Genomic DNA, 21722 nt, shown 5'->3' on the forward strand with positions numbered 1-21722 from the left:
TCGCATACGAGTTGTTACCATTAAATCCTTTGCTGAAGGAGGTTGAGTCAATGAGAACGCACGAGTGTTACCTTCTGCATCAGTTTCTTGAGGATTGATTAATGTAAACTCTCCAAATTGGCCTGCTTTAAAATTGAATCCATCCGGTTTTTCAAACATGAATGCCATAGTATTTTCGGCTATTTCTTGTTTACTGACTAATTTAATCGTGTAAACAGACATTATTTCTCCTTAAATACGTCGCTATATTCTTTTAACACTCTATATTAATAGTTTTTATTTATAGTGTAGTGCATTAGTTCATTTTATCGTCATATGGCTTAAGTAGCATTTTTGTAACGGTTAGCATGAAAAATGGTTTTATGAAATTTTTTATATCATAAATAAATAATAATTCATAAATGCAAAAAGAAACATGGATAAGATGAGATTAAAAGTTGTATGTCCGTTAGTTTTTAATTGGTCGCGTCTGATTATTAGTTTTATATAGGGTTTTTATGTACTATAAAAATTATATAGCTTTATTGGAGAACATTTATATTGTTTATGAATAACTCAATATGGATATAACAAAAAGCAACGATACTTGAATCTCTTAAAGAAAAATTCAATCGTTTGTTCAAAGACCTCGTGTAAGGAGTTGCTATGGTCAATCAAATATGTAGTGCATCAAATAGCATTACTCTACGGGTTCGTATAAAAAACTCCCGAGGAACTTTTGGCGAATTAGCAGCTGCGATTGAAAAAGAAGGTGGGCAAATAGGAGCTATTGATACAGTGCGTGCCGAAACAGATGCTCAGATCCGCGATATTACCATTTATACATGTGGTCCTAATCATGCGGAAGCAATAGTGGACCTATTGCGTACGATTCCTAATATAGATGTGATTAACGTGTCCGATCGTACTTTTTTAGCCCATCTTGGTGGGAAAATTGAGATTAAAGGCCGGATTCCATTAAAGACCCGAGATGATTTATCGATCGCTTATACCCCAGGTGTTGCGCGAATTTGTACTGCTATTTATAAAAATCCAGAAGACGTATATAACCTTACAATTAAAAAAATTTGGTTGCAATAGTCTCTGATGGAACGTCCGTCTTAGGTTTGGGAAACTTGGGGCCATACGCTGCCATTCCTGTTATGGAAGGAAAAGCATTATTGTTTAAAGAATTTGCCAGTGTCGATGCATTTCCTATTTGTTTGGATACTCAAAATGTAGATGAAATCGTTACAACCATTAAGCATATTGCTCCGATATTTGGTGGGATTAATTTGGAAGATATTTCGGCGCCCCGTTGTTTCGAAGTAGAGGAACGATTAAAAAAAGGAATTGAATATTCCAGTATTTCATGATGATCAACATGGAACAGCAGTAGCGCTGTCAGCTGCAATGATTAATGCACTAAAAGTAGTCAAGAAAAAACCTGAAAATATTAAAGTGGTTATAGTAGGTATTGGTGCAGCCGGTACAGCATGTACCAAAATGTTACTCAACTTAGGCGTTAAAAATATTATTGGCTGTGATTGTGACGGCGCGCTTTATCATGGCAAATCAGGATTGCACAAAGCTCATCAATGGTATGCAAAACATACCAATCCTAATCTTGAAAAAGGGACAGTGCATGATGTAATCAAAGGTGCCGATGTGTTTATTGGTGTTTCTAAACCTGATGTTATTACAGCAAAAGATGTAAAAAAAATGAATAAAGACGCTATAGTATTTGCAATGGCTAATCCAACACCAGAAATCATGCCAGAAGAGGCAAAAAAATACGCTGCCATTGTTGCAACAGGACGTAGCGATTATCCAAATCAAATTAATAACGTACTTTGTTTCCCTGGTATTTTTAGGGGAGCGCTTGATTGTATGGCCACGGAGATTAATGAAGAAATGAAGCTTGCTGCAGCTTATGCTATAGCAAACGCTATAGAAGAAAAATATCTAACTTATAATTATATTATTCCAAGTGTGTTTGACGCCAACGTGGTTAAGTTAGTGGCACAAGCAGTAAAAGAAGCTGCCATTAAAACGGGAGTGGCACGTAAATTAAAAATATAATTTTGTTTTTATCATCATTTAATTTTTGAACGACAAAAGGGTATCGTTCATACAATTTACAGAAAATTCAATTATGGCAAATAGTTCTTTCTAAAAAGGTATTAAAGAGCGTTATGAAGCACCTCGATAAAGTTTTATGAATATAAGGACATTGTTTATGCCTAAGCTTTATACGATTGGACACTCGACACATACTCTGCAGGAGTTTATTGAAATTTTGCATGCGCATCAAATTATGCATGTCATTGATGTGCGCACAATTCCAAAATCGAGTCACGTGCCATGGTTTAATGAAAAAGAGCTCGAAAAATCGCTTCGAATGGATAACATAGATTATACGCATTTATCAAAATTAGGCGGCTTACGTCGAACAGTTAAAAATTCCATTAATAAAGGATGGCGCAATGCAAGCTTTCGTGGCTTTGCGGATTACATGCAAACACCTGAATTTTTCGAAGGACTAAAAGAGTTAAATGGTTTAATAAGGAAAGGTCGTAAAGTAGCAATCATGTGTGCTGAAGCAGTACCATGGAGATGTCATCGATCCCTGATTGCAGATGCTGAAATAGTTCGTCATTATATTGTTTGGGAAATTATGAGTAAAACCTCTGTACGTCTCCATACATTGACCTCATTTGCAGTAGTTAATAGAAAGAAGCGACCCATTCAGATTTATTATCCAGGTTGAGTTTTCGTAATATAAGATATTACTTGGAAGGAATTTGGGTATTTAAACTACAAGGAATTGTATCATGAAATCAAAAAATTTTTATCGTTGATTATTTCTATTATTGCTTAAAAAATGTTTTAACAAAACGATGCTGTGGTAAACGACGCACAAGGGAACAAACATGAGTGACTTATTGGATACGGCAATGAAGCTTTTGTCAGAACGGTTCTACTCGGAGCATGAACTTGGCAAACAATTAGGAAAAATGTTTGCAGATAAACCCGATATTTATGCTTTAATTCAGAAAACCCTAAAGCGCCTCAATGAGCTCCATTTGATTAATGACCATCGTCTTGCAGAGGGTATTGCAACACGTTATACCCACAAGGGAAATCGCTTTATTATGCAGGCTTTGCGACAAAGAGAAGTCCGTGACGAGGTGATTGAGGACGTATTAGCTCAACTTGGCGATGAATACTCAAGGGCTTTGTATGAAGCACGTCGAAAAAGCAGAGGGTTAAGTGGTGAGCATCCTGAGAAATCAAAAACACGAGTTTATCGTTTTTTAAGTGGTCGGGGATTTGCCTATGAAACTATCCAGGCAGTTTGTAAACAGTTGAGTAAAGAAGGGAGCCTTGGCTCTGCAATTCGATACGAAGAATTCGAATTTGAATAAAAAGCCACCCTTCAATGATATTTCCCACCTTTTATATAAAACATATTACGCTAAATTTATCTATTAAAGTCTATAATGATTTTAAGTGACAGTTTAAGGAATAAATAATGTATGGTGAAGAGGATGTAATAAAAGAAGACTTTAGAAACATTTTGTTTAGGAACGGGTATTCTGATAATGAATTTAAAATAACGATAAAGAATGGCTCAAGTTACGACCCAAACCAAATTGTCGGTGCCCAAGTATGGATAACCATAGAAAAGAATTCTATAAAAAAACAATATGAGTTATACCAATAGTGACTGGCCTAATGATTTTGAAACTGATTTAAAAAATGGCTATTTTAATTATTAGGATAGATTATCCTTACTGGTGAATTGGCAATCGATATCTTTGAGACCAACTTTTTGTCAACGTCTTTCAATTTTCGTTTTCAATATGTATTTAATAATTTCCTGATGTTAATCTATAATCAAATACTGCCAAGCAATTTTTTACCATCCTCCCGTAATTCCCCGTTTGGAGCTACATGCCTATATAATGTTTGCTTCGTTATGCCCAGCTCCTCACACAAAGAGCCAATTTTAGTTTCAGGCTGTCCTAGAGAAACCATGGCCAATCTAAGCTTTGCTTGAGTCATTTTATAAGGTCTGCCACCTTTTCTCCCTCTTGCACGAGCAGACGCCATCCCTGCGAGGGTTCGCTCTTTAATCATTTCACGTTCAAATTCGGCCAAAGCTGCAAAAATACCAAATACTAGTTTTCCAGCAGCAGTTGTTGTATCAATAGCGGCGCCATGCCCAGTTAATACTTTAAATCCAATTTCTCTAGCTGTTAAATCATGAACTGTATTAACAAGATGACGTAAATCGCGGCCCAGTCGATCCAGTTTCCAGACTACCAAAGTGTCATTCTTGCGTAATGCTTTTAAACAATTAGCAAGTTCAGGGCGATCATCCTTTTTACCTGAAGCAAAATCTTCATAGAGTTGATTCGGTTCAACACCTGCTTCCAAAAGAGCATCACGTTGTAAATCCGTACTTTGCGAACCATCAGCTTTTGAAACTCGCATATAGCCAACTAGCATTTTTCTCTCCATCGCTTGCGTCACATAAACGTTCGATTATGTGACTAATGGGGTTGATTACTAATAACATAATAAAATAGTAACTTAACTGGTAACTTAAATAAAGTTAATTAAAGTCTATGAAAATTAGATTATGTTACTATTGATTTGATTCAGGTTGAATTGCATCAATTAAAAGTTAAGATCACATTTTGTGATCTTAACTAAACCTGGATGTTTAATATTTCGTATTAAATGAAGGTAAGGGAGCATTCTTAGGGGCAAAATCATTTTTTGTATGCAAATTATATTAAATTATGTTATTATTTGAATATGAAAAATGAAAACTTATCCTCTTTGATTAAACACTTCCTTCAAAAAGGCAGATATAGCTTTGAGAAAACGGAAGCTATTAAACTACTTGATTGTAATACTCCATCTTTTATTAATTCCGCAAACAGATTAGCCAAGAAAAAAGAGTTGGCTTTAGTAAGAGAGGGGTTCTACATTATTATACCTCCGCAGCATTTTTCACTTGGTTGTTTACCCGCGGATTGGTTTATAGATGATTTGATGAAATATTTAGGACAACCCTATTATACCAGTCTTTTATCCGCAGCTTCTTATTACGGCGCATCACATCAACAACCCCAGCGGTTTCAAGTTATGACGAATAAACAAACACGAGCTATTTCAATTGGAAATGTATCGATTGAATTTATTGTTAAAAAAACAATGCCTGATGTAGGTATAAATAAAATTAATTCTTATACCGGCGCTATAAATATATCAAGTCCAGAACTTACCATGATGGATGTGTGTGATTATTCAAAGCATGCGGGATATATCCATAATATGGCTCAAGTGATCACTGACCTGGCTGAGTCTGTTAATAAAGATAAATTTAAAGAGTTGCTTGAAAAACTACCCGTTAAAACCACCATGTTGCAAAGACTTGGGTACTTACTTGATATAACAGAGCACGAGGAATTGAGCGAAGTGGTATATGCAGTTTTATTATTGCGAAAACCTGTGAATTACATCTGGTTGAGCCCTGGAGAAGATTTAAATATCATCGAGAAAAATGAACGATGGAATATTAATGTTAATGAAGAAGTGGAGTTAGATATATGATCCCCATCTCAGCAATTACCGAATGGCGAGAATATGCCCCATGGGGTTCAAGTGCTCAGGTTGAGCATGATTTGTTGTTGTCACGAATTTTAGTAGAATTATTTAATAATGCTTTTTTATCTTCTAAACTCGCGTTTCGTGGCGGAACCGCCATCCATAAATTATTTCTTAAACAGGTGGTAAGATTCAGCGAGGATATTGATTTAGTTCAATTGAACGCAGAACCCATCGGGGATACTTTGGGTGAACTGCATCATCTACTTAATTCCTGGATGGGTGAGCCAAAAGTAAAATTTGCTGAAGGAAGAGCTACGATGATTTATCGTGTTCAATCCGAAGAAGAAAATAAGCCCATACGTATTAAGATTGAAATTAATACAAGAGATCATTTTAATGTATTGGATAGAATCGAAATACCGTTTGCTGTCAGTAATAAGTGGTTTAGTGGGGAAACAAAGATAAATACCTATCAACTTGAAGAGCTTATGGCTACAAAGTTAAAGGCTTTATACCAGCGAAAAAAAGGGCGTGATTTATTTGATTTTTATGCTGTAGTTAAAGAAGTAGGAATAAATATAGAAGAAGTACTTCATTGCTTCGATTTCTATATGGATGCGCACAATAATAAGGTAACCAAGGCGCAATTTCAAAAAAATCTGGAGCAAAAGCGCAAGTCAAAGATATTTAATACAGATATGCATGCATTATTACCTGAGAATATGAGTTATGAGTATGATGTTGAATGGATATACCAATATTTATTCAATGAAGTAGTGCACCGTCTGCCTGGGGAGCCTTGGAAAGGACTAGATAAATAATATCTATCAATTTAAGGTCACAATTTGTGACCTTAAGTTCAAACATAACTTGCATCGCAAATTAGCAATATTAAAGAAGGTGAAGCCCAAATGAGTTCTTTTGTCATAAATACAGAGTTAGATAACGTCGAAGCGGCTATAGCTCGGATCACGAGGGATTGGGAAACCCCAATCCCTTTTGCAGTGACTAAGCAGGAGGAATCAGCTTATCCTTTACAAGCGCTTCCAAGAATTTTACAAAAAACAGTTTCCGATTATCAACAATATGGCCAACAGCCAATTTCACTCATTGCGTGTGGTGCATTAGCTAATGTGTCTTTGGCTTGTCAGTCGTTAGCGAATGTAGCAAGAGATCATTATCTAATTAGTCCTGTTTCCTTATATTTCATCGTATTGGCATCTAGTGGGGAGAGAAAATCTGCATCGGATAATTTATTTTCACATGCTGCCAGGAGCTGGGAAGAAAGGGTTCGCTCGCAACGCTTACCTATGGCCAATGCGGCTAAAGTGTTGCATCGGGCTTGGAAAATGCAATGTGACGAGCTGATTTATCGATTACGATCCGGCTCTTTTTCTGACGATTATGCAGATACTCGGGAAGAGCTCGAAGAACTTATGATGCATGAGCCTGAAATACCGTTGCTTCCCACGCTTTATTTTGAAGATGTTACGCAAGAAGCGCTGGCTCATAGTTTGGCTCATGGTTGGCCAAGTGCGTCTCTTTGGTCTGATGAGGCTGGTATTATTATTGGCAGCCAGAGTATGCAATCAAATCCGACTCGATTTGTCGCATTACTCAACCGTTTGTGGGATGCAAAACTTTTTACTACACATAGAAAGACATCCGATAATTTTGTCTTAAAAAATCGGCGCCTTACTTTAAATTTACTAAGCCAACCCATTTTGATGCAACAATTGCTAGGTCAGTCGCAGCATATTGCGCGTCAGAGCGGTTTTTTACCAAGGTGTTTGCTGGCTTATCCTAAAAGTCTCATGGGAACACGCTTATACCAGGAACCCAATGATTCTTTATCCTGTTTTAGCGCTTATCACGAGCGCATTACTTCGTGTCTTTCTCAATCGGAAGAGTTGGGGATCAAAGGATGCATTAATTTGCCAACATTAGTTTTTAGTCCACAGGCCAAACAAAAATGGATTCAGTTTTTTAACCATATGGAATCAGGGCTGTCTGATAATGGTCCATGGGTGGCGTTAAAAGATTTTGTGAGTAAAGCTGCGGAGAATTCCGCAAGGCTAGCCGCTCTGTTTCACCTGTTTGAAGGTAAAGTTGGAGACATAAGCACTGAACATATTGAAAGTGCTATTGAAATCATACGCTGGCATATGCAGGAGACTCGGCGGCTGTTGTCTACTGAAAGTTCTCAAAGTGAGGTTCAGGATGCACAAAAACTGCTGAACTGGTTAATGATGAAAGATCATTACACCATTAGTGTAAGAGAGATTCAAAGATTGAGTCCTTTAAGGGATAAATCCAGAATGAATAAAGCGATAGATATATTAATGGATCATCATGTAATCAGAGAAACAACCCAGGGTAATAAGACAATTTTGGAAATGAACCCTCATTGTTCTCAATAAATTTTGCGACACTGCGACAATTGCGACAAACCTTGAATAATAGAGGTCTATTGAAAAAACAAACTGTCGCAATTGTCGCAGTGTCGCAAGTAACGAAAAAGTATAAGTCGATATTATGGCTATTTTTGAAGAAATTGAGCACCTAGAGCAGGAGGCCGCTGCTTTTGGTTTGCAGTGGGAAACCAAAGAGCAAATCATGACTCAGATTCGTAATGAGTGTTTAGAAATAGAGGAACATCTGCATTCCCCCGAACAGAGAGAAGCATTACAGGATGAAATAGAAAACTGGTTTCGCTCGAAATTATGAATTGGCATCCAAGAAATTTAAAACGGCTATTGAGGAAATCGACAAAACCATTGACCATCTTCAAAAGACGAAGGATGCGCTGCTTGGTTCCGAAAACAACCTCCGCCTTGCTAACAACAAAGCAGAGGATTTAACTGTTAAGAAACTAACCAAAGGTAACCCCACAATGGCGGCAAAGTTTGCTGAGATCAGAAGCGATGATACTTCCGATTCTGTATGAGTGTAGGGTAGAAGGCTACTTTTAAATTTTTATATCAGACAAATAAATGGTATAACTCTTAGTTCTTTCGATTAAACCGTCTAGATTCAAATGCGATAACCTTTGAATAATTCGGTCGTTATCTAAATTTTGATCTAGCTGAGGCTTGACCCAAAGCATAAATAAGTCATCCTTTGATAATAAACTATTTACATCCTTTTCTTCATCAAGAAGCAGATCAATAGCACAGGATACAAGCCATTTTGACGGATTACTTTCGCCACTAGCCATACTTTCAAGAGCCTTGGGCGAATAGCTTTTATCTTTTCCAAAAAGAGACTTTGCCTTTTCATATAATTTTTCTGATTTATTATGAATATGTAATAATTCTGCAAATATACCTTGTATTTGAGAGCTATAATCAATTTTCTTGTACTCGGCAATGTTTGCCTTTTCTAATATTGAAAAAGCCTCGGTCTTGCTTTCATTGCTTAATTTGGCGGTACTGATTTTCATTTGTTGGATTATATTCAGAATAATAGAATCATAAACGTTAAGTTCCACGTTTTCCTTATTGCAAATGATACTTAATTCATTGAGAGCGTGGATTAAGCTTATAGGAAGCCTTAATCTGAACTCTGTGAGCACATCATTGCTTTCTGGCTTTATATGTTTGTTCACAGCATCAATATTGTGCATAAACTGTTTCAATTCTGTTTGTTGCGCTAATGTTAACGCCTCCCAATTTTCAAAGGCGCTTGTATTGTCCAGACTAAAGGATCCATAAATAGTCTTCAAATCAGGCGATTTAACGTAAACACGCGCGGGTCGGCGTAAATTATGTTTTATTTCAAATGCTAATAATTTTTTCATTAAAGTATTCATCTTTTTTATCACTTAAAGATGATGCTAGAGAATCAAATTAAAAAAGTCAAATAAAAAGATATAATAAAAACATCTAATTATTAGATATAATTAATTGACAATTTCTTGGGGATTTGCGATACTTATCTTGTCCATTAGGGACATCAATAACCAAAGGAAATCATTATGAAAAATTTTATTAGTATGGATGTGTTACGTTTTAAAGCCCCTTCACGTTTTAAAGCCCCTTCCATTTTTACTCAAGCAAAAGCTGAATACACCAGTGAGAAATATCAGCATATTTCTACGAGCAATGTAATTGATGGGTTAATTGCAAAAGGTTTTTATCCCACTTGGGCAGCTCAAAGTAATTGCCGTTTAGAATCTAACAAACCATTTACTAAGCACATGATTCGTTTTCGTCATTGCAATACAGCCCCGTCATTTTCAATGCTTTTCCCAGAATTGGTTTTAATCAACTCTCACGATGGATTATCCTCGTATCGACTAAATGCTGGATTATTTCGTTTGGTCTGCAGTAATGGTTTAGTCGCTGGTCATTCCTATGAAGAAATTAGAGTGCGTCACCAAGGGGATATTGTGGGTAACGTCATTGAAGGCACTTATCAAGTCGTGGAAGAAACACAAAAGATGATTGATGCAGCAGAAAAAATGTCACAAATTAAGCTGAGCAATGATGAGAAATTATATTTTGCCGAAGCTGCTCACTCACTAAGATTTGACGATAGCCCTATGGGGCAGATCGTAACACCTGATAAATTTCTTAAAGTGCGCAGAAGCGCGGAAGCCAACGCAAGCGATCTGTTTTCTGTATTCAATGTTGTTCAGGAAAATGTGATAAAAGGCGGATTAACTGGCTATGCAAGAGAACGGGGACAATTTAAAAGAGTTCGTACCCGTGAAGTTAAGGGAATTGATCAAAATATTAAACTCAATAAAGCTCTATGGACTCTCGCTGAAAAAATGCTGCAATTGAAACAATAAAATAACCACCCTAAAACGCCTTGAAAACATACTCAAGGCTTTTTTTTATCTTAAGAAAACTAATCTCATACACCGCCTAGAAATAATCACATTCACGCAATTAAACTGCGCTCCTATAAATTAATAAAAAAATTACCAGTAAACCCCATGTCCAAGTAAATAAAAAGAGCCCTTAATAAAAACAAGCACACCTTTCGCATTGGAATGCTAATTTGCAACCTATTGATTTATATTATTTAAATGCGGCATAAATGAAGTATAAAGAAAAATATTTTCCATAGGTTTAAAAACAATCAAAAAGGATCGTAAAAGCTCTTTTATATGGCCATTATATAACCAATTATGAGCATCACAAATGCATCTTTGTGCATCACTGGTAGCGCTATTTGTTTTTTCTATACAATACTAGACTGTGTTATTGGTGCATCTTATAATGCATCAATCAGTTCATCACATTTGCATCACCAAATATAAATTTAAAAGGATATTTTATGCCTAGAGTGACCGTTACCGTACCGAATGATCTCTATAAAAAGCTGACCAAATATGCTGGAGATAATGATGATTCTCTTTCTTATACTATCACCAAAATGACAGAAATTGGATTGATGGTGACTGAAAGTCAGCAGAATCAAAAAAGCCCAGAAGACAAGTATTCTGACATTGAAAAACATTGCTTTAAACTCATGATTCAAATGAATGCCTTATTAAAAAATATGGCATCCAAGCAGCTGGATTATGGACAGGATGAGTTTAAAAAATTAATGGACTTGTCAATTAATAAGTACCAAGAATTGATGGGAATTGCACCAGAAGAGCTTTAAAAATTTAAAGCTCAATATCCATTTCTTTTTGATTACGATGAAGCTCTTTTGTTTTTTCAATTTCAAATGATTTTTGATGCGCTTCCTTACCTTTATTAGGATTCAAATAATCTACATTATAATTTTTTTGCAAGTTGGCTTTACCTATTTGATTTTTAATCTCGACAAAATTATTAACATATTGTTCTAATTCGAGTGATTTTTCATTGTTCAGGCGAACCGCTATTTTATGAATTTCAGGGTTTATTTCGTTTAATCCAAGCTGTTGTTTTACTTGGTGTAATCCTTGGAAACAATGCACATCATTCCAATCTGTTTTTTCTCGACCAGGCAAAATTTGAGGCGTAATTATTTTTACGCCTATACCCTCTCTCATTAGGGCTTCTTTTGCTTCTTCGGTTATTTTTTCGGTATTATTTTTGGAAGCCAAATCGTTATCTCCCGCAATAATCACCTCACTTGGGTAAAAGCTTTTAATAAGTGCGCCTAAATTTTTCAAGTTCGACAAACCAAAGGAAACCAAAACCGTAGCTTGTGGATTTGCCATGGCAATGGTTGCTCCTGTTTCAGGGCCTTCTGCCAAATACAATGGCGATCGCTTTCCACCCGTTTGCAAGACTCCTGCGCTGCCTTCTATTCTCCCTTTGGATAATTTCGCATTTTCCATAAAAGTATTTTTCTTAGCATTTTTTTCATCCAAATAAATCCGTTGGACGCCGGTGATTTCTCCTTGTTTGTTCTTGGCCGCGATCAATAAAGCGGGTATTTTATTAATTTTATCGTAGAGTGTTCCATTATCATCGATTGCTTTCCACAAAGCGCCTTTAGGCCAATACAAAACATTTAATTGTTCTGGATGCTCTATACCACGATGTTCTTTTAAATATTTTTCTGCTAGTGTGCCAAAAATTGGCATGCCGCCTTTGAGGATACTTTTTGCCGATATTATTTTGTTCTTTTCTTCGCGTAATTCGCTTAAATCGTTTAACTTCTTTTCTCTCTTCATTGGAACAACACTGGTTAAGCCTGAAATACCAGCAATGATTGCCCCTTCCTTCAATGCATCCTGGAATGAAATCCCTCTTTCCTGCATCAATGCTGACAGTGGGTTACCTCCACAGCCTTCTGAAAAGTCATACCAAGAGCCCGCTTTACTGCCTTTCAAGGAAACAATAAGTCCGCCTGAGTAACGCATTTCCCTAGCCGTTATTTTCTTTGGTTCGCCAAAAATAGCACGATACGTTTCGATAGGATTTGCGATCAATACTTCTGTGATTTTGGCTGCATCATAAAATCCTTTTGATTCGTTTAATTGAGCCTTGTAAACAATTTTATCAAGCACAGATGCTTTATAGGTATTATCTAATTCATATTGACTTAATAGTGATTTCTCATTTTTTGTAAATATCAGCGGTGATTTTTGTATTGTTTCAATGGCTTCTTGATATAGCGATTCATTTTTAGAAACGCGCTGCAAATCATTTTTAAATACAGCCCATGCTTTATGCCATTGGGTTGACTCCTTATGATTCATGCCTTCTATACGACGTTCTAATTGATGAAAGAGATTAGCTTTAGTTTCATTTAATTGATTAACGGTTTGTAATCTCGCCTTGTGTTGTCTTGCGTGCTGCTCTATTTTAAGTAGGTCAAGTTTTTCCTGAACAAGCAAACCTTGAATGTCTGATTTTTGATGAATGACATAGGCGAGGCTATCTCGTTTTGCCGTTAATTGTTGTGCCCGGATAAACTTCTGCTGATTAAGTGGTAGGCCTTGCTCTTTGTCGGAAAAAACAGCTTTCCAGAGGTGGCTGGCTTTTTGGCCAGTTATTTTATAGTCCATGCATTTAAAAAAATCATCTTTCTGCGTTTCATTCAACTCACTGATGAAGATACGCCTCTCTTCAATCCGTATCAGGGTATTTAGTACTTTGGTGTTAATGCCAAGTTCTTTGATAAATGGATAATGTCCCTTAATATCCGAAGTGATTGCTAAAGCGGTTTCTCTTTTCTGCTCAAAGTTGGACGTAGCTTGTTTAAATCGTATGACCACTTCTCGTTTGTCATGGCTAGCTGCTTGTTGTTTGATTTTTTCTTTGTCTATCTTGAAAAAGTGCAAGATCTTGTCAAAAGAAGCGTTATTATGAACCGTTGCAGCAATTTGGTTTCTTAAGGCAGCGACCTCTCTTTGCGCTTGCTCAATAGTTTCTGGAATCTCTTTCCCTTTTTCTAACGCATAAATCGTACTGGCGAAATGAATGGCTAATTCTTTATTGAGTGACTGATACGTTTTGATGGTATCAAAAAGAATTTTTTCTTGAGAGTTTAAGCCCTCTTTAAAGTGAATCTCTTCATATCTTTTAGCGTGTTGATTAATTTCACGCCATAACTCATCGAGTGGTCTTTTTGTCTTTCCACTCAGACGAATTAAATAGGGATGTACGGCTTTAGATTGGCTTTTAAGAAAAGCTGCAAGCTGTTCTTTTGTTTTAAATAGTTCTTCACTGAAAAACGAAGCCACAGTACATGCCATGTGATGCTTTTCAGCGTGAATGCTTAAGTTTTTTAGCCTATCTGCTGCCCTTTCCTCCCCTTTTTCAATACGGTATTGGGAAACACCCAATCGATTAAGTTTTCCGATGGAAAAATGATGAAGATAAGGCCTGTACTCTTCAATATGTTCAACAATTTTAAAAGCAAGTGCATCTCTAATTTCAGCTTTACCCCAAGCTTTTTCTCTTTGTAAAGAATTTCGATTCCCTTGATGAATCGATTTCCATGCCTTTTGTGTGTCGGAGCAGGCCTCAAAATACGCTTTGACAGTTAAGGCTTTTTTTCGCTCATCATTATCTAAGCTCTTTAACAACCTCATCGTCGCAAATTTAAGTGCGTCTTGCCGTATTGCACTTTCAGAAACAACCAGCTGATTTCTAGCCATTCGTTTGAGATGATCGCTTGTCACGATTTGCCAGGCTTTAATGCAAGCTATCGCTGTTTTTTGCTTATTTTTTGCATCCGTATATTGGTGTATTAAGGCTTGTTTTTCTGTCATTATTTCTTGATTGAAACTTTTTTTATCCGCAACAGTTGCCACATCAATGGCTTTCGGATTGGCTGAAAATTTATCTATGTGCATTTTTAGCGTGGTACTGTTTACATAATTGAGAGCGGATTTTTTAGTGTCGTCATTGAACTCAAGGGCTTTTAATAATTGGTTTCTATCATCGGTAATTAAGGTCATTCGGGATATGGCACGCGAAATCTGAACATAATAATTTCTAAGTGTTGCAGAAAATTTGTTGTAAGACTCCATGAGTCCCAAGGCATAGGTTTTATCCTTGCCCTGTACCTTCATATTGGTCAATACATAGCCATGATCAAGATGCTGCAATTCCTTTGCGTCACGAGAAAAGGTTTTTACTTGTTCGTCTTTTTCAAACTTCAACGTTATATTCTGTTCATCAATGGCAATGACAGAAGCTAAAGATGAATTCACAAGATCTGCCTGGTTATTATTGCGTGTAATTAGCACTTTATCTTGTGCGCAAAGAACAAGGGAGGTTGCCTCATAAAATTCAATGGGGCGATTTAATCCCGCACGCGAAGGTATGTAACTTGGTAAATCCTTTAAATGAAGAACAACTGACTTACCTTCAGCAGTCAGCAATGGTACGGTTTTATTTTTCCGATGTTTTTCAGTCATGACGTTTACCGTCAGGTAGTCTCCTGGACGAACGCCTGATCTGGCTAATTTTAGGTTGAATCGGAGCACATCACCCTGCTGATAGTATTGGGTATGATGATGTTGGATTTCCTCCATCGCGCGAGCCTTTAAAGTGTTAATCACATGCTCCTTACCTGTTAATGTTCCCTCTTTTTTTAAACCATCACGCATTATTTGGGTAATATCACGACGGTTCGCATGGGTCGGCGCAAAAACCAGTGTTTTTTCACGAACCTGTTTGGAGAGATTTAACCAGTGATGGGCTATAGCCTCAATACGCTCATCATGGGATTTAAATTCTCTCACCTCATCAAGTTTTTGCAGAGAGTCGTATAAGTCTCTATTAATTGCATCGCGTACAGATCCTTTTGTTCTGGCGTTGGTTTGCCGAATAATATCGGTCATTTGGATTGTAGATATCCCATATTCCTGTGCCTGACCAAAAATACGTCCACATTTGACACTTGATAGTTGAGAGTCATCGCCGGTTAACAAAAGTCTTGCCCCTTTTTGCTCAATTAATTTGATAAGTTCATGGCCTTGGGTGGTAGATAGCATAGAAGCTTCGTCCAGAATAAACAGGGTATTTTTCAAGGAGTTTTTAGGTGCTTTCAAAAGCTCTTGGTGCACTATTGGAAACACATCTGAGCGAATTCCTGCTTTCTCACGAAGCTCGTTGACAGCAGAGCTTGTAACAGCCATTCCTCTTAGTTTAAATCCTTTATCGCTTGCGAGCCGCTTAGTTAATTGAAGCATGGTGGTTTTTCCAGTACCCGCATAACCCTGAATTGCATTAAAGCGGTCGGTTGAGGTAAATACATGCATCAATGCATTTTTTTGGGAAACTGTTAAAGGAAATGGAGAGTTTTCTTCATAGGCAATCTGCGCTTGAAGTACTGCATGGGTATTGGCCATGGGTTTTAATATGCCTTGATTAGATTCAATACGGGCAAGCGTTTCTGTTTCTAATGTTAATGCCCATGGGGTAGTGAGCATGGAACATCTCGTCATGGGATCGGTGGCCTGATAAAGTAATCCACTCTTAACGTGAGCATTAATTATGGCATCAATTGCCTTAATCGGGACAATCGTTCGTCCTGAGAGAGTATGTTTAAGCGCTGCTTCCTTTAGTTGCCTTAACTCAAATACACTGGTTTGCTGAGAAAGAGTTTCTATGGCAACAAAAACAGCTTCCTTAGCCTGCAATGAAGTCAAGTCGTCCTTTCCATAAAAGCGCTCAAATAGTTTTTCTTTAATTGATGTAAAAAAGCCAAAGGCCTTCGGTTCTAGGTCAGCCTTGTGTGAAGTAACAAAGGCATACGCATCAAAACCCAGCAACTCTGCCCGCTTTTGCCAATCTGTCCGTAACACATTGATATCATGCTCCTCTTTAGCATTTCGAGTTAATAGTGTGGCTTTGCTTGCAAGTCTTGCGCCTTCCCATCCCTTTTCCTTCATTTTTTCTTCAATATCAGCGCGCCGTGTTGAAAATTCCTTTAATACCCCTTCAGGCACTCCACCAATTTCAAACATCCCTTTTCCAACATCCCGCAACCGATAACCTTGCTCTTTTAATAAATTAGCAAGTTCAGTGCGGTATAAAAGACCGGCATAAGTCACATGTTGTTGCAATTGTTCAATTACTCCAAAATTTCCATTTATATCAGAGGCAAGCGAACGCGCTTTGCCATCCGCAGAAGTAAAAGTAATGTTCATGGTGACGCCATGCGTATGCAGTGCTGGATCGTTTGCACGTGAGAAGGGTTGCCTAAATGCAGCTACCACTAAATTACCGGTATCTACATAATGTACTTTACCACCAATAACCACGCGAGCTTGCGCAAATTCTTTTTCAATAAGACCGATGGCTTTTTCAACAGCCTTATCATGGAGTTGAGAAAGCATGTTGTCCGCTCCAAGTCCTGACAAAATGGAAACACTTTTAGGCGCTGAAAAAGTCATGTCAAAGCCAGGGCGGTGTTCTCCTTTCTTATTCTTTAAGACTTGACCATTAGGAAGATGTCCTTCAAGAAGAGCTAGCATTTGCTCTTTCTCAACAATACCTGTTAGCCCAAGTCGCTCGCTACCCTTACCTAACCATCTTAAGGCTTCGGCATCACCTGCATAATAATTAAAAGCAGCTGTATAATAATCGGCAGCGCCCTGCGCTGATTTAAGCGGCTGTACACTTAACATCTTATCTCCTTGTTTCTAAACTTCAAATTCCACTTCAATGGGCTGTTTGTTGAGGTGTTTGGGGTATCCGCCTGGTTCGTCTTCTTGATTCGCGCTCTCCTTAACAATGTTTTGTAATAGCTCATCGATAATGAATTGACGCTCAACAAACCCTTTCAAGTGTTTAGGTCTATCCTTAAGTTCGAGCGTCAGTTGCGTGATGGGATAACTTCCTGGAAGGCGCACAAAACACTTTAGATCTTCCAGTTCCAAAATTTGTGGATAGGACACAATAGGACGTGTAACACGCTGGCTGCCAAGCGAGATTCCATCGCGAATACTGTTAGCTCCATAAGAATAATTTTCTCGTGACTCTTCAATTTCTTCTTCTCCCAACTCGCTGGCAACCAAACGCGCCATATCTGCACTTGGGCTTCTAAAGAAAAATCGGGTGTTCAGCAGGTCAAACAATTCCTTAGCGCCACCTGATTGACCATAAACTTTGGTGAGCTGTGAGAAACTTTGCATTCCTAATAAAAAGCAACCTCCGAATTTTCGGACTTCTGCAATGGTCTCTCCTAAAAGCGGTAATTTATGAAGGCTTGGCAATTCATCGCAAATGAACCAAATCCGCCTATCTGGATTAGGCGTAAGGCTTAACAACGTGAGAGAGGCCATGGCTAGCCACATAGACATCAAAGGCTTTAATGATTTATGTTGTTCGCCATTGGATGAAATAAAAAGCCAACCACTGTCCTGTTCATTTAATATGTAATTGCGAATAGAAAATGGGCTTACCCCTTCTGAATTCAATCCTGACAAGGTGGTAAGCGATTTTAAATAGGTGGTAATGACTGAGCGAATAGAAATAGCTGTTTTTTCAATTTTACCGCTTACCAAAGTTGCAGCAGGGGTTCCTTTAAGGTAATCCTCCAAATGAGAAAATTCGCCGGTTAATAACAATTTAAGCAGTTTCTCAACGGATCGATCTTTGTCTTTTCGCATTTTAGCAGCAACTGAGGAGAATACGGTTCTCGCAGCATTCACCCAAAAGGGATCAGAATCACCATGCATCGGAATAAGGCTTTCTGCCATGTTTTCAAAATCGGAATCCCGAGGTGCTTCAAGCCACATATCCCAATTAGGACACCTCGCATCAAATGGATTTAGAATGACATCCTGATTTGAATCAAAATAATGCGGAATAAAGGCACATCCCTTATCATAGACAATAACTCTATCTCCCCTCTTGCGTAAGGCATCCATAATTTTCATAATGAGCTGACTTTTTCCTGTACCTACGGTTCCATGAACCAAAAGGTGTTGAACTTCGCTGTTCACTTTGAGCGGAAACCCATCAATGGTGATATCAGAGTTTTCTTTTTTCTCTAGGATTTGTTGAATTACATTCTCCTTTGTATCAATACGGCTGCCACGAATAAACTGATTAGCCCGCTGCGCTTTACCCCTGCGAATAAAATAAAAGGCAAGACAAAGTCCTAAAACAAATGAAAGTACGAATGCTGCCAGGGAAGATTTTCCTAGTAGATCCACTATGTGATTGGCATTCTCTTTGTAATAGGGATAATGCAGAATTGTATCCACGCTTTGTTGATAGTTTTTCCCGTGAAAGGGAAGCGTGAAGGTATGCTTTTGTTTCACGAGATTTAAGAAACTTGCATAGTAATAAGCAATGGCTTGGTGGAATTTCTCAGGTGATGTAACTAGCCAAGTGATTAAGCCTGTTAATACGACCCAAAGAAAAAGACAAACCCATACCAGCGTTTTAGTAATTTGATCCCACATCCGCAGATTGTGAAAACTGATTTGCCCGCCACGGGTATAGTGTTTGAAATTAGGCTCTTCACGCACGGTATTTACTCCTTATCATCTTTTTTAGGCAAAGCAGTAGCTACCATTGCCCGAAAAACGGTTAAAATTTATTCTTTTTGGATTTTATTTTTTATTTCTGAGTTTCTTCTATTGAGATAGTTTTTCCTTTAGAAAAAAATTCATTGAATAGAGTAAATAAGCTGCTAAAACCAATACGGCTTAATTCCATGTTGACCACAAGATGAGTCGCTCCTAAACTCAGGAAGAAAGACAGTGCCAGCAGAAAAAAGATCTGCTGTCCAGAAGCATAGCTGCCAAACAAAATACAGAAAGATGCAAACACTACAAAAAACACCATTGAAATGTGGCTGCATTTTTTTCTTATTAATGCACCAGTCTTTAATTTTTTCTCCAGATGAAACTGGAATTGAACAAAAAAACTAATGGGAGTTAGCAAAATAAGTATCGCAACGACACTTAGAAAAAATGAGATGACACTTGAGGAAGTGAACAATTCAGACCAAGTAGTCGGATCCGCTTCATCCGATCCTATTACATAGCATAATGTTAAAAACAGAATAATAAACATCTTCCAAAATCCACTGAGAGCCCCTTTTACAAGCCCCCCATAATAGGATCGTGCAGGGATAATCTCTGGATTTAATGTCTTAATTGTCCGAATATCCTCTGCTATGGCTTGTTTTAATTGTTGTGGATTCATTTCACTCTCCTTTTTGATGTAGCTTGAATCTTTTCTCTTTAGGTAAATGTATATTCTCTGGCACTACTACATTTTTTTGAGCATTCACCATGCCTTCTTGTAACTTCAAATCCATTTCATTCATTAGATCATGCTGATCTGACTTAATCAATTGCTCTCCTTGCTTAAGATTTTGAGGCAAAGTAGCGTTTTGTTGATATACCTCATGCTGAAATGCTCCAAGCTCTTTTCCATCAATGCCAATCTTCATTGATTGTGCTTGATGAAGAAACCCTTCACTGTTTTTCTGATAATGGGCTCCTAATTGATTTTCTTTAGCTATAAAGCCGTTTTGTTCTTTTTGATACAACGATTCAATCTGCGTCTTTTGCTGCGTGTTACCGAATTGGGTAATTAACTCATCTCTTTTGGATGCGATAAAGTCCTGACCTAATGCCTGAAGTTTATTAAGCGATTGCAGATCCCCTGGGTGGCTATACAATTCATCACGCTCTGACTCATTAAGCTTAGCAGCTACATAGGCTGGAAATGCTTGATTTAAATCAGTGGTAATTTGAGATGAATGAGACTCCACGAAGCTTTTCGCATTCTGGATGCGTGTGGCGTTGGCAAGTGAAGCATCCACATTACGGCTGGCTGTTTCTGCTTCTCGCAGATCAGCACCCAATTGATTAGACAACGAAGCTGCTTGTGAATGACTGTCATCAAAATGATGATTTTGAGAAAACTGCTTCACATAGCTCATTGCATCATTAAAGTCACGCGATTCACGAGCTGAAAGAGCGACATCCATACCAGTATGGTATTTATCACTACTGGAAGAGTTACGATCAAATTTAAGATGCGCGTCAGCGCCCGCATGGAAACCAGTACCCAATTGTGCAAGCTTGCCAAATATACTGCCCTGGCTTTTAACACCAACTTGCGCACCCCAACCACCGCTTGTCAAATGAGTTAGTGCGTCTTCCTTACTAATTCCTGTGCGCCGTGCCACATCCTCTGCAATATGGCTAATAGTGGATAAGGCTTTGGAATATTGACCTGTTTCTGATTCTGATATCCCATCGCCTAGTCGCATGTCATGGCCTGCCAGTTGTGATAATTGCAATGCCCTATGGGCAAAATTAGACAATGAACTTTGATAGTGTGCCGATTCGTTTCGAGCCACCTGTGTAGATTGCTCATATGCCTGATTTAGTGACGCACTCAAACCCTCTTGAGCGTTAATAGATATAGCACTTCTCGTCATTCCAGGACTAACATCAAAGACTCTATCGCCACTACCTGTGATGGTTTTTAATACCCCGCTGCCTAATTGTTCAGTATGCATGCCATGCATGTGTGTCCAATTGGAATCATGTTTGTTGGCTGAGAAATTATTCGCTGTTGTGTTATAAAAACTAGTTTGACCAAGACCAAAGGAACCACTAGCCGCCTCCCCTGCTACCGACATGCTGGAGCCTTGCATATGACTCATCATACTGGTTGCAAGATTACTAAATGCGCCACCCAAATTAGAAACCAAACCATGCGACAGAAAAGGAATAAGCATCATCAAATAGCCACATGCCCCTGAAATATCTGCGTGCAATTCATCAATCTTATCCAGATTCACCATCGTAAACTGACCATATTCACCAGAAGAAGATGCCCCATAAATAGTCATTCCAGCATTAAGTATTGCAAAAAGCACAGGCCAAAATTGCAGTGACATAAAAAACTGCATATAGCCGTAAAGAATACGTATCCCACCTGGTAACGTGGTTAAAGCAATAATCAAAGGAAACACACCAAACAATAAAAGAGTCAGGCAGGTATGAGTAATCGGTAAAATCCATAAGGCTTTTTGCCCTAATACTTCCCAGCTCCAACGGTGTTGTACCTGAGACTTGGTAAATTGTTGATTCACAATTCCTGCCGTAGCATCCGTAAACGCCTGATAATGAGCCACGCCATCTCCCATGGCATTAATCATCATGCTTTGCAAAAAGATATTACTGGATGAGTCCGTTAATCCCTGATAATAATCAAAGGCTGATTTTAGAT

General features: G+C 38.0%; 18 protein-coding genes and 1 pseudogene. 12 read left to right on the forward strand and 7 right to left on the reverse strand.

Features of this window, described 5'->3' with window-relative positions; translation table 11 throughout:
- A pseudogene (locus Lbru_RS17900) lies at positions 1-222 on the reverse strand (oxidoreductase); the annotation flags it as partial.
- Between the two features lie 423 nt (positions 223-645).
- On the opposite strand from Lbru_RS17900, the gene Lbru_RS17970 reads away from it, so the two are divergent.
- The 5 genes from Lbru_RS17970 to Lbru_RS16450 all read left to right on the forward strand — a co-directional run bounded on the left by Lbru_RS17970 (position 646) and on the right by Lbru_RS16450 (position 3407).
- Positions 646-1080 (forward strand): ACT domain-containing protein, encoded by a 435-nt coding sequence (locus Lbru_RS17970; protein WP_338011176.1) that lies wholly within the window; start codon positions 646-648, stop codon positions 1078-1080.
- 35 nt (positions 1081-1115) lie between these two features.
- Positions 1116-1355 (forward strand): hypothetical protein, encoded by a 240-nt coding sequence (locus tag Lbru_RS17975; RefSeq protein ID WP_338011177.1) that lies wholly within the window; start codon positions 1116-1118, stop codon positions 1353-1355.
- Complete coding sequence (locus Lbru_RS17980) at positions 1333-2061, forward strand: NAD(P)-dependent malic enzyme (RefSeq protein WP_338011178.1); 729 nt, start codon at positions 1333-1335, stop codon at positions 2059-2061. The genes Lbru_RS17975 and Lbru_RS17980 overlap by 23 nt, the downstream gene beginning before the upstream one ends.
- Positions 2062-2218: 157 nt before the next feature.
- Positions 2219-2749 (forward strand): DUF488 domain-containing protein, encoded by a 531-nt coding sequence (locus Lbru_RS16445; RefSeq protein WP_058443210.1) that lies wholly within the window; start codon positions 2219-2221, stop codon positions 2747-2749.
- 163 nt (positions 2750-2912) lie between these two features.
- On the forward strand, positions 2913-3407 hold the full coding sequence (locus Lbru_RS16450) for a regulatory protein RecX (protein ID WP_058443211.1): 495 nt from the start codon (positions 2913-2915) through the stop codon (positions 3405-3407).
- A 472-nt stretch (positions 3408-3879) separates the two neighbouring features.
- On the opposite strand, the gene Lbru_RS16460 is transcribed toward Lbru_RS16450, so the two are convergent.
- Positions 3880-4494 carry a recombinase family protein gene (locus Lbru_RS16460; RefSeq protein ID WP_058443212.1) on the reverse strand — a complete coding sequence of 205 codons (615 nt, stop codon included), beginning with the start codon at positions 4492-4494 and terminating at the stop codon, positions 3880-3882.
- Between the two features lie 312 nt (positions 4495-4806).
- On the opposite strand from Lbru_RS16460, the gene Lbru_RS16465 reads away from it, so the two are divergent.
- The 5 genes from Lbru_RS16465 to Lbru_RS16485 all read left to right on the forward strand — a co-directional run bounded on the left by Lbru_RS16465 (position 4807) and on the right by Lbru_RS16485 (position 8551).
- A complete protein-coding gene (locus Lbru_RS16465; RefSeq protein ID WP_035896038.1) occupies positions 4807-5607 on the forward strand; it encodes a type IV toxin-antitoxin system AbiEi family antitoxin domain-containing protein in 801 nt (266 codons plus the stop codon).
- On the forward strand, positions 5604-6425 hold the full coding sequence (locus Lbru_RS16470; protein ID WP_035896036.1) for a nucleotidyl transferase AbiEii/AbiGii toxin family protein: 822 nt from the start codon (positions 5604-5606) through the stop codon (positions 6423-6425). The genes Lbru_RS16465 and Lbru_RS16470 overlap by 4 nt, the downstream gene beginning before the upstream one ends.
- 90 nt (positions 6426-6515) lie before the next feature.
- Complete coding sequence (locus tag Lbru_RS16475; protein ID WP_058443214.1) at positions 6516-8024, forward strand: YfjI family protein; 1509 nt, start codon at positions 6516-6518, stop codon at positions 8022-8024.
- A 115-nt stretch (positions 8025-8139) separates the two neighbouring features.
- On the forward strand, positions 8140-8331 hold the full coding sequence (locus Lbru_RS16480) for a hypothetical protein (RefSeq protein ID WP_058443215.1): 192 nt from the start codon (positions 8140-8142) through the stop codon (positions 8329-8331).
- A gap of 1 nt (position 8332) precedes the next feature.
- Entirely contained in the window at positions 8333-8551 is a 219-nt protein-coding gene (locus tag Lbru_RS16485) for a DUF2130 domain-containing protein (RefSeq protein WP_058443216.1), read from the forward strand.
- Positions 8552-8572: 21 nt separating this feature from the next.
- Here Lbru_RS16485 and Lbru_RS16490 read toward each other — a convergent pair whose 3' ends face one another.
- A complete protein-coding gene (locus Lbru_RS16490; protein WP_065235491.1) occupies positions 8573-9403 on the reverse strand; it encodes a hypothetical protein in 831 nt (276 codons plus the stop codon).
- A 177-nt stretch (positions 9404-9580) separates the two neighbouring features.
- Here Lbru_RS16490 and Lbru_RS16495 point away from each other — a divergent pair, with 177 nt between their 5' ends.
- Both Lbru_RS16495 and Lbru_RS16500 read left to right on the forward strand, forming a co-directional pair.
- Entirely contained in the window at positions 9581-10399 is an 819-nt protein-coding gene (locus Lbru_RS16495; protein WP_058443218.1) for a DUF932 domain-containing protein, read from the forward strand.
- A gap of 491 nt (positions 10400-10890) precedes the next feature.
- On the forward strand, positions 10891-11223 hold the full coding sequence (locus tag Lbru_RS16500; protein WP_058443219.1) for a hypothetical protein: 333 nt from the start codon (positions 10891-10893) through the stop codon (positions 11221-11223).
- Between the two features lie 4 nt (positions 11224-11227).
- Here Lbru_RS16500 and mobF read toward each other — a convergent pair whose 3' ends face one another.
- From mobF to traG, 4 genes are all read right to left on the reverse strand, one after another.
- Positions 11228-17143, reverse strand: coding sequence for a MobF family relaxase (gene mobF, locus Lbru_RS16505; protein WP_058443220.1), 5916 nt, complete (start codon positions 17141-17143; stop codon positions 11228-11230).
- A 15-nt stretch (positions 17144-17158) separates the two neighbouring features.
- Entirely contained in the window at positions 17159-18994 is a 1836-nt protein-coding gene (gene traD, locus Lbru_RS16510; protein ID WP_058443221.1) for a type IV conjugative transfer system coupling protein TraD, read from the reverse strand.
- A 91-nt stretch (positions 18995-19085) separates the two neighbouring features.
- Positions 19086-19676, reverse strand: a complete 591-nt coding sequence (locus tag Lbru_RS16515) for a hypothetical protein (RefSeq protein ID WP_058443222.1) — start codon at positions 19674-19676, stop codon at positions 19086-19088.
- Between the two features lies 1 nt (position 19677).
- The coding region (traG, locus tag Lbru_RS16520; protein WP_058443227.1) for a conjugal transfer mating-pair stabilization protein TraG at positions 19678-21722 on the reverse strand (2045 nt) is incomplete at its 5' end.

The sequence above is a fragment of the Legionella brunensis genome (assembly GCF_001467025.1).
GTDB lineage: Bacteria > Pseudomonadota > Gammaproteobacteria > Legionellales > Legionellaceae > Tatlockia > Tatlockia brunensis.

Coding starts and splice junctions, on each gene's coding strand:
- Lbru_RS16465 (WP_035896038.1), top strand. CDS start 4,807: ATGAAAAATGAAAACTTATCCTCTTTGATTAAACACTTCCTTCAAAAA.
- Lbru_RS16500 (WP_058443219.1), top strand. CDS start 10,891: ATGCCTAGAGTGACCGTTACCGTACCGAATGATCTCTATAAAAAGCTG.
- Lbru_RS16450 (WP_058443211.1), top strand. CDS start 2,913: ATGAGTGACTTATTGGATACGGCAATGAAGCTTTTGTCAGAACGGTTC.
- Lbru_RS17970 (WP_338011176.1), top strand. CDS start 646: ATGGTCAATCAAATATGTAGTGCATCAAATAGCATTACTCTACGGGTT.
- Lbru_RS16460 (WP_058443212.1), bottom strand. CDS start 4,494: ATGCTAGTTGGCTATATGCGAGTTTCAAAAGCTGATGGTTCGCAAAGT.
- Lbru_RS16470 (WP_035896036.1), top strand. CDS start 5,604: ATGATCCCCATCTCAGCAATTACCGAATGGCGAGAATATGCCCCATGG.
- mobF (WP_058443220.1), bottom strand. CDS start 17,143: ATGTTAAGTGTACAGCCGCTTAAATCAGCGCAGGGCGCTGCCGATTAT.
- Lbru_RS16490 (WP_065235491.1), bottom strand. CDS start 9,403: ATGAAAAAATTATTAGCATTTGAAATAAAACATAATTTACGCCGACCC.
- Lbru_RS16515 (WP_058443222.1), bottom strand. CDS start 19,676: ATGAATCCACAACAATTAAAACAAGCCATAGCAGAGGATATTCGGACA.
- Lbru_RS16495 (WP_058443218.1), top strand. CDS start 9,581: ATGAAAAATTTTATTAGTATGGATGTGTTACGTTTTAAAGCCCCTTCA.
- Lbru_RS16480 (WP_058443215.1), top strand. CDS start 8,140: ATGGCTATTTTTGAAGAAATTGAGCACCTAGAGCAGGAGGCCGCTGCT.
- Lbru_RS16445 (WP_058443210.1), top strand. CDS start 2,219: ATGCCTAAGCTTTATACGATTGGACACTCGACACATACTCTGCAGGAG.
- Lbru_RS16475 (WP_058443214.1), top strand. CDS start 6,516: ATGAGTTCTTTTGTCATAAATACAGAGTTAGATAACGTCGAAGCGGCT.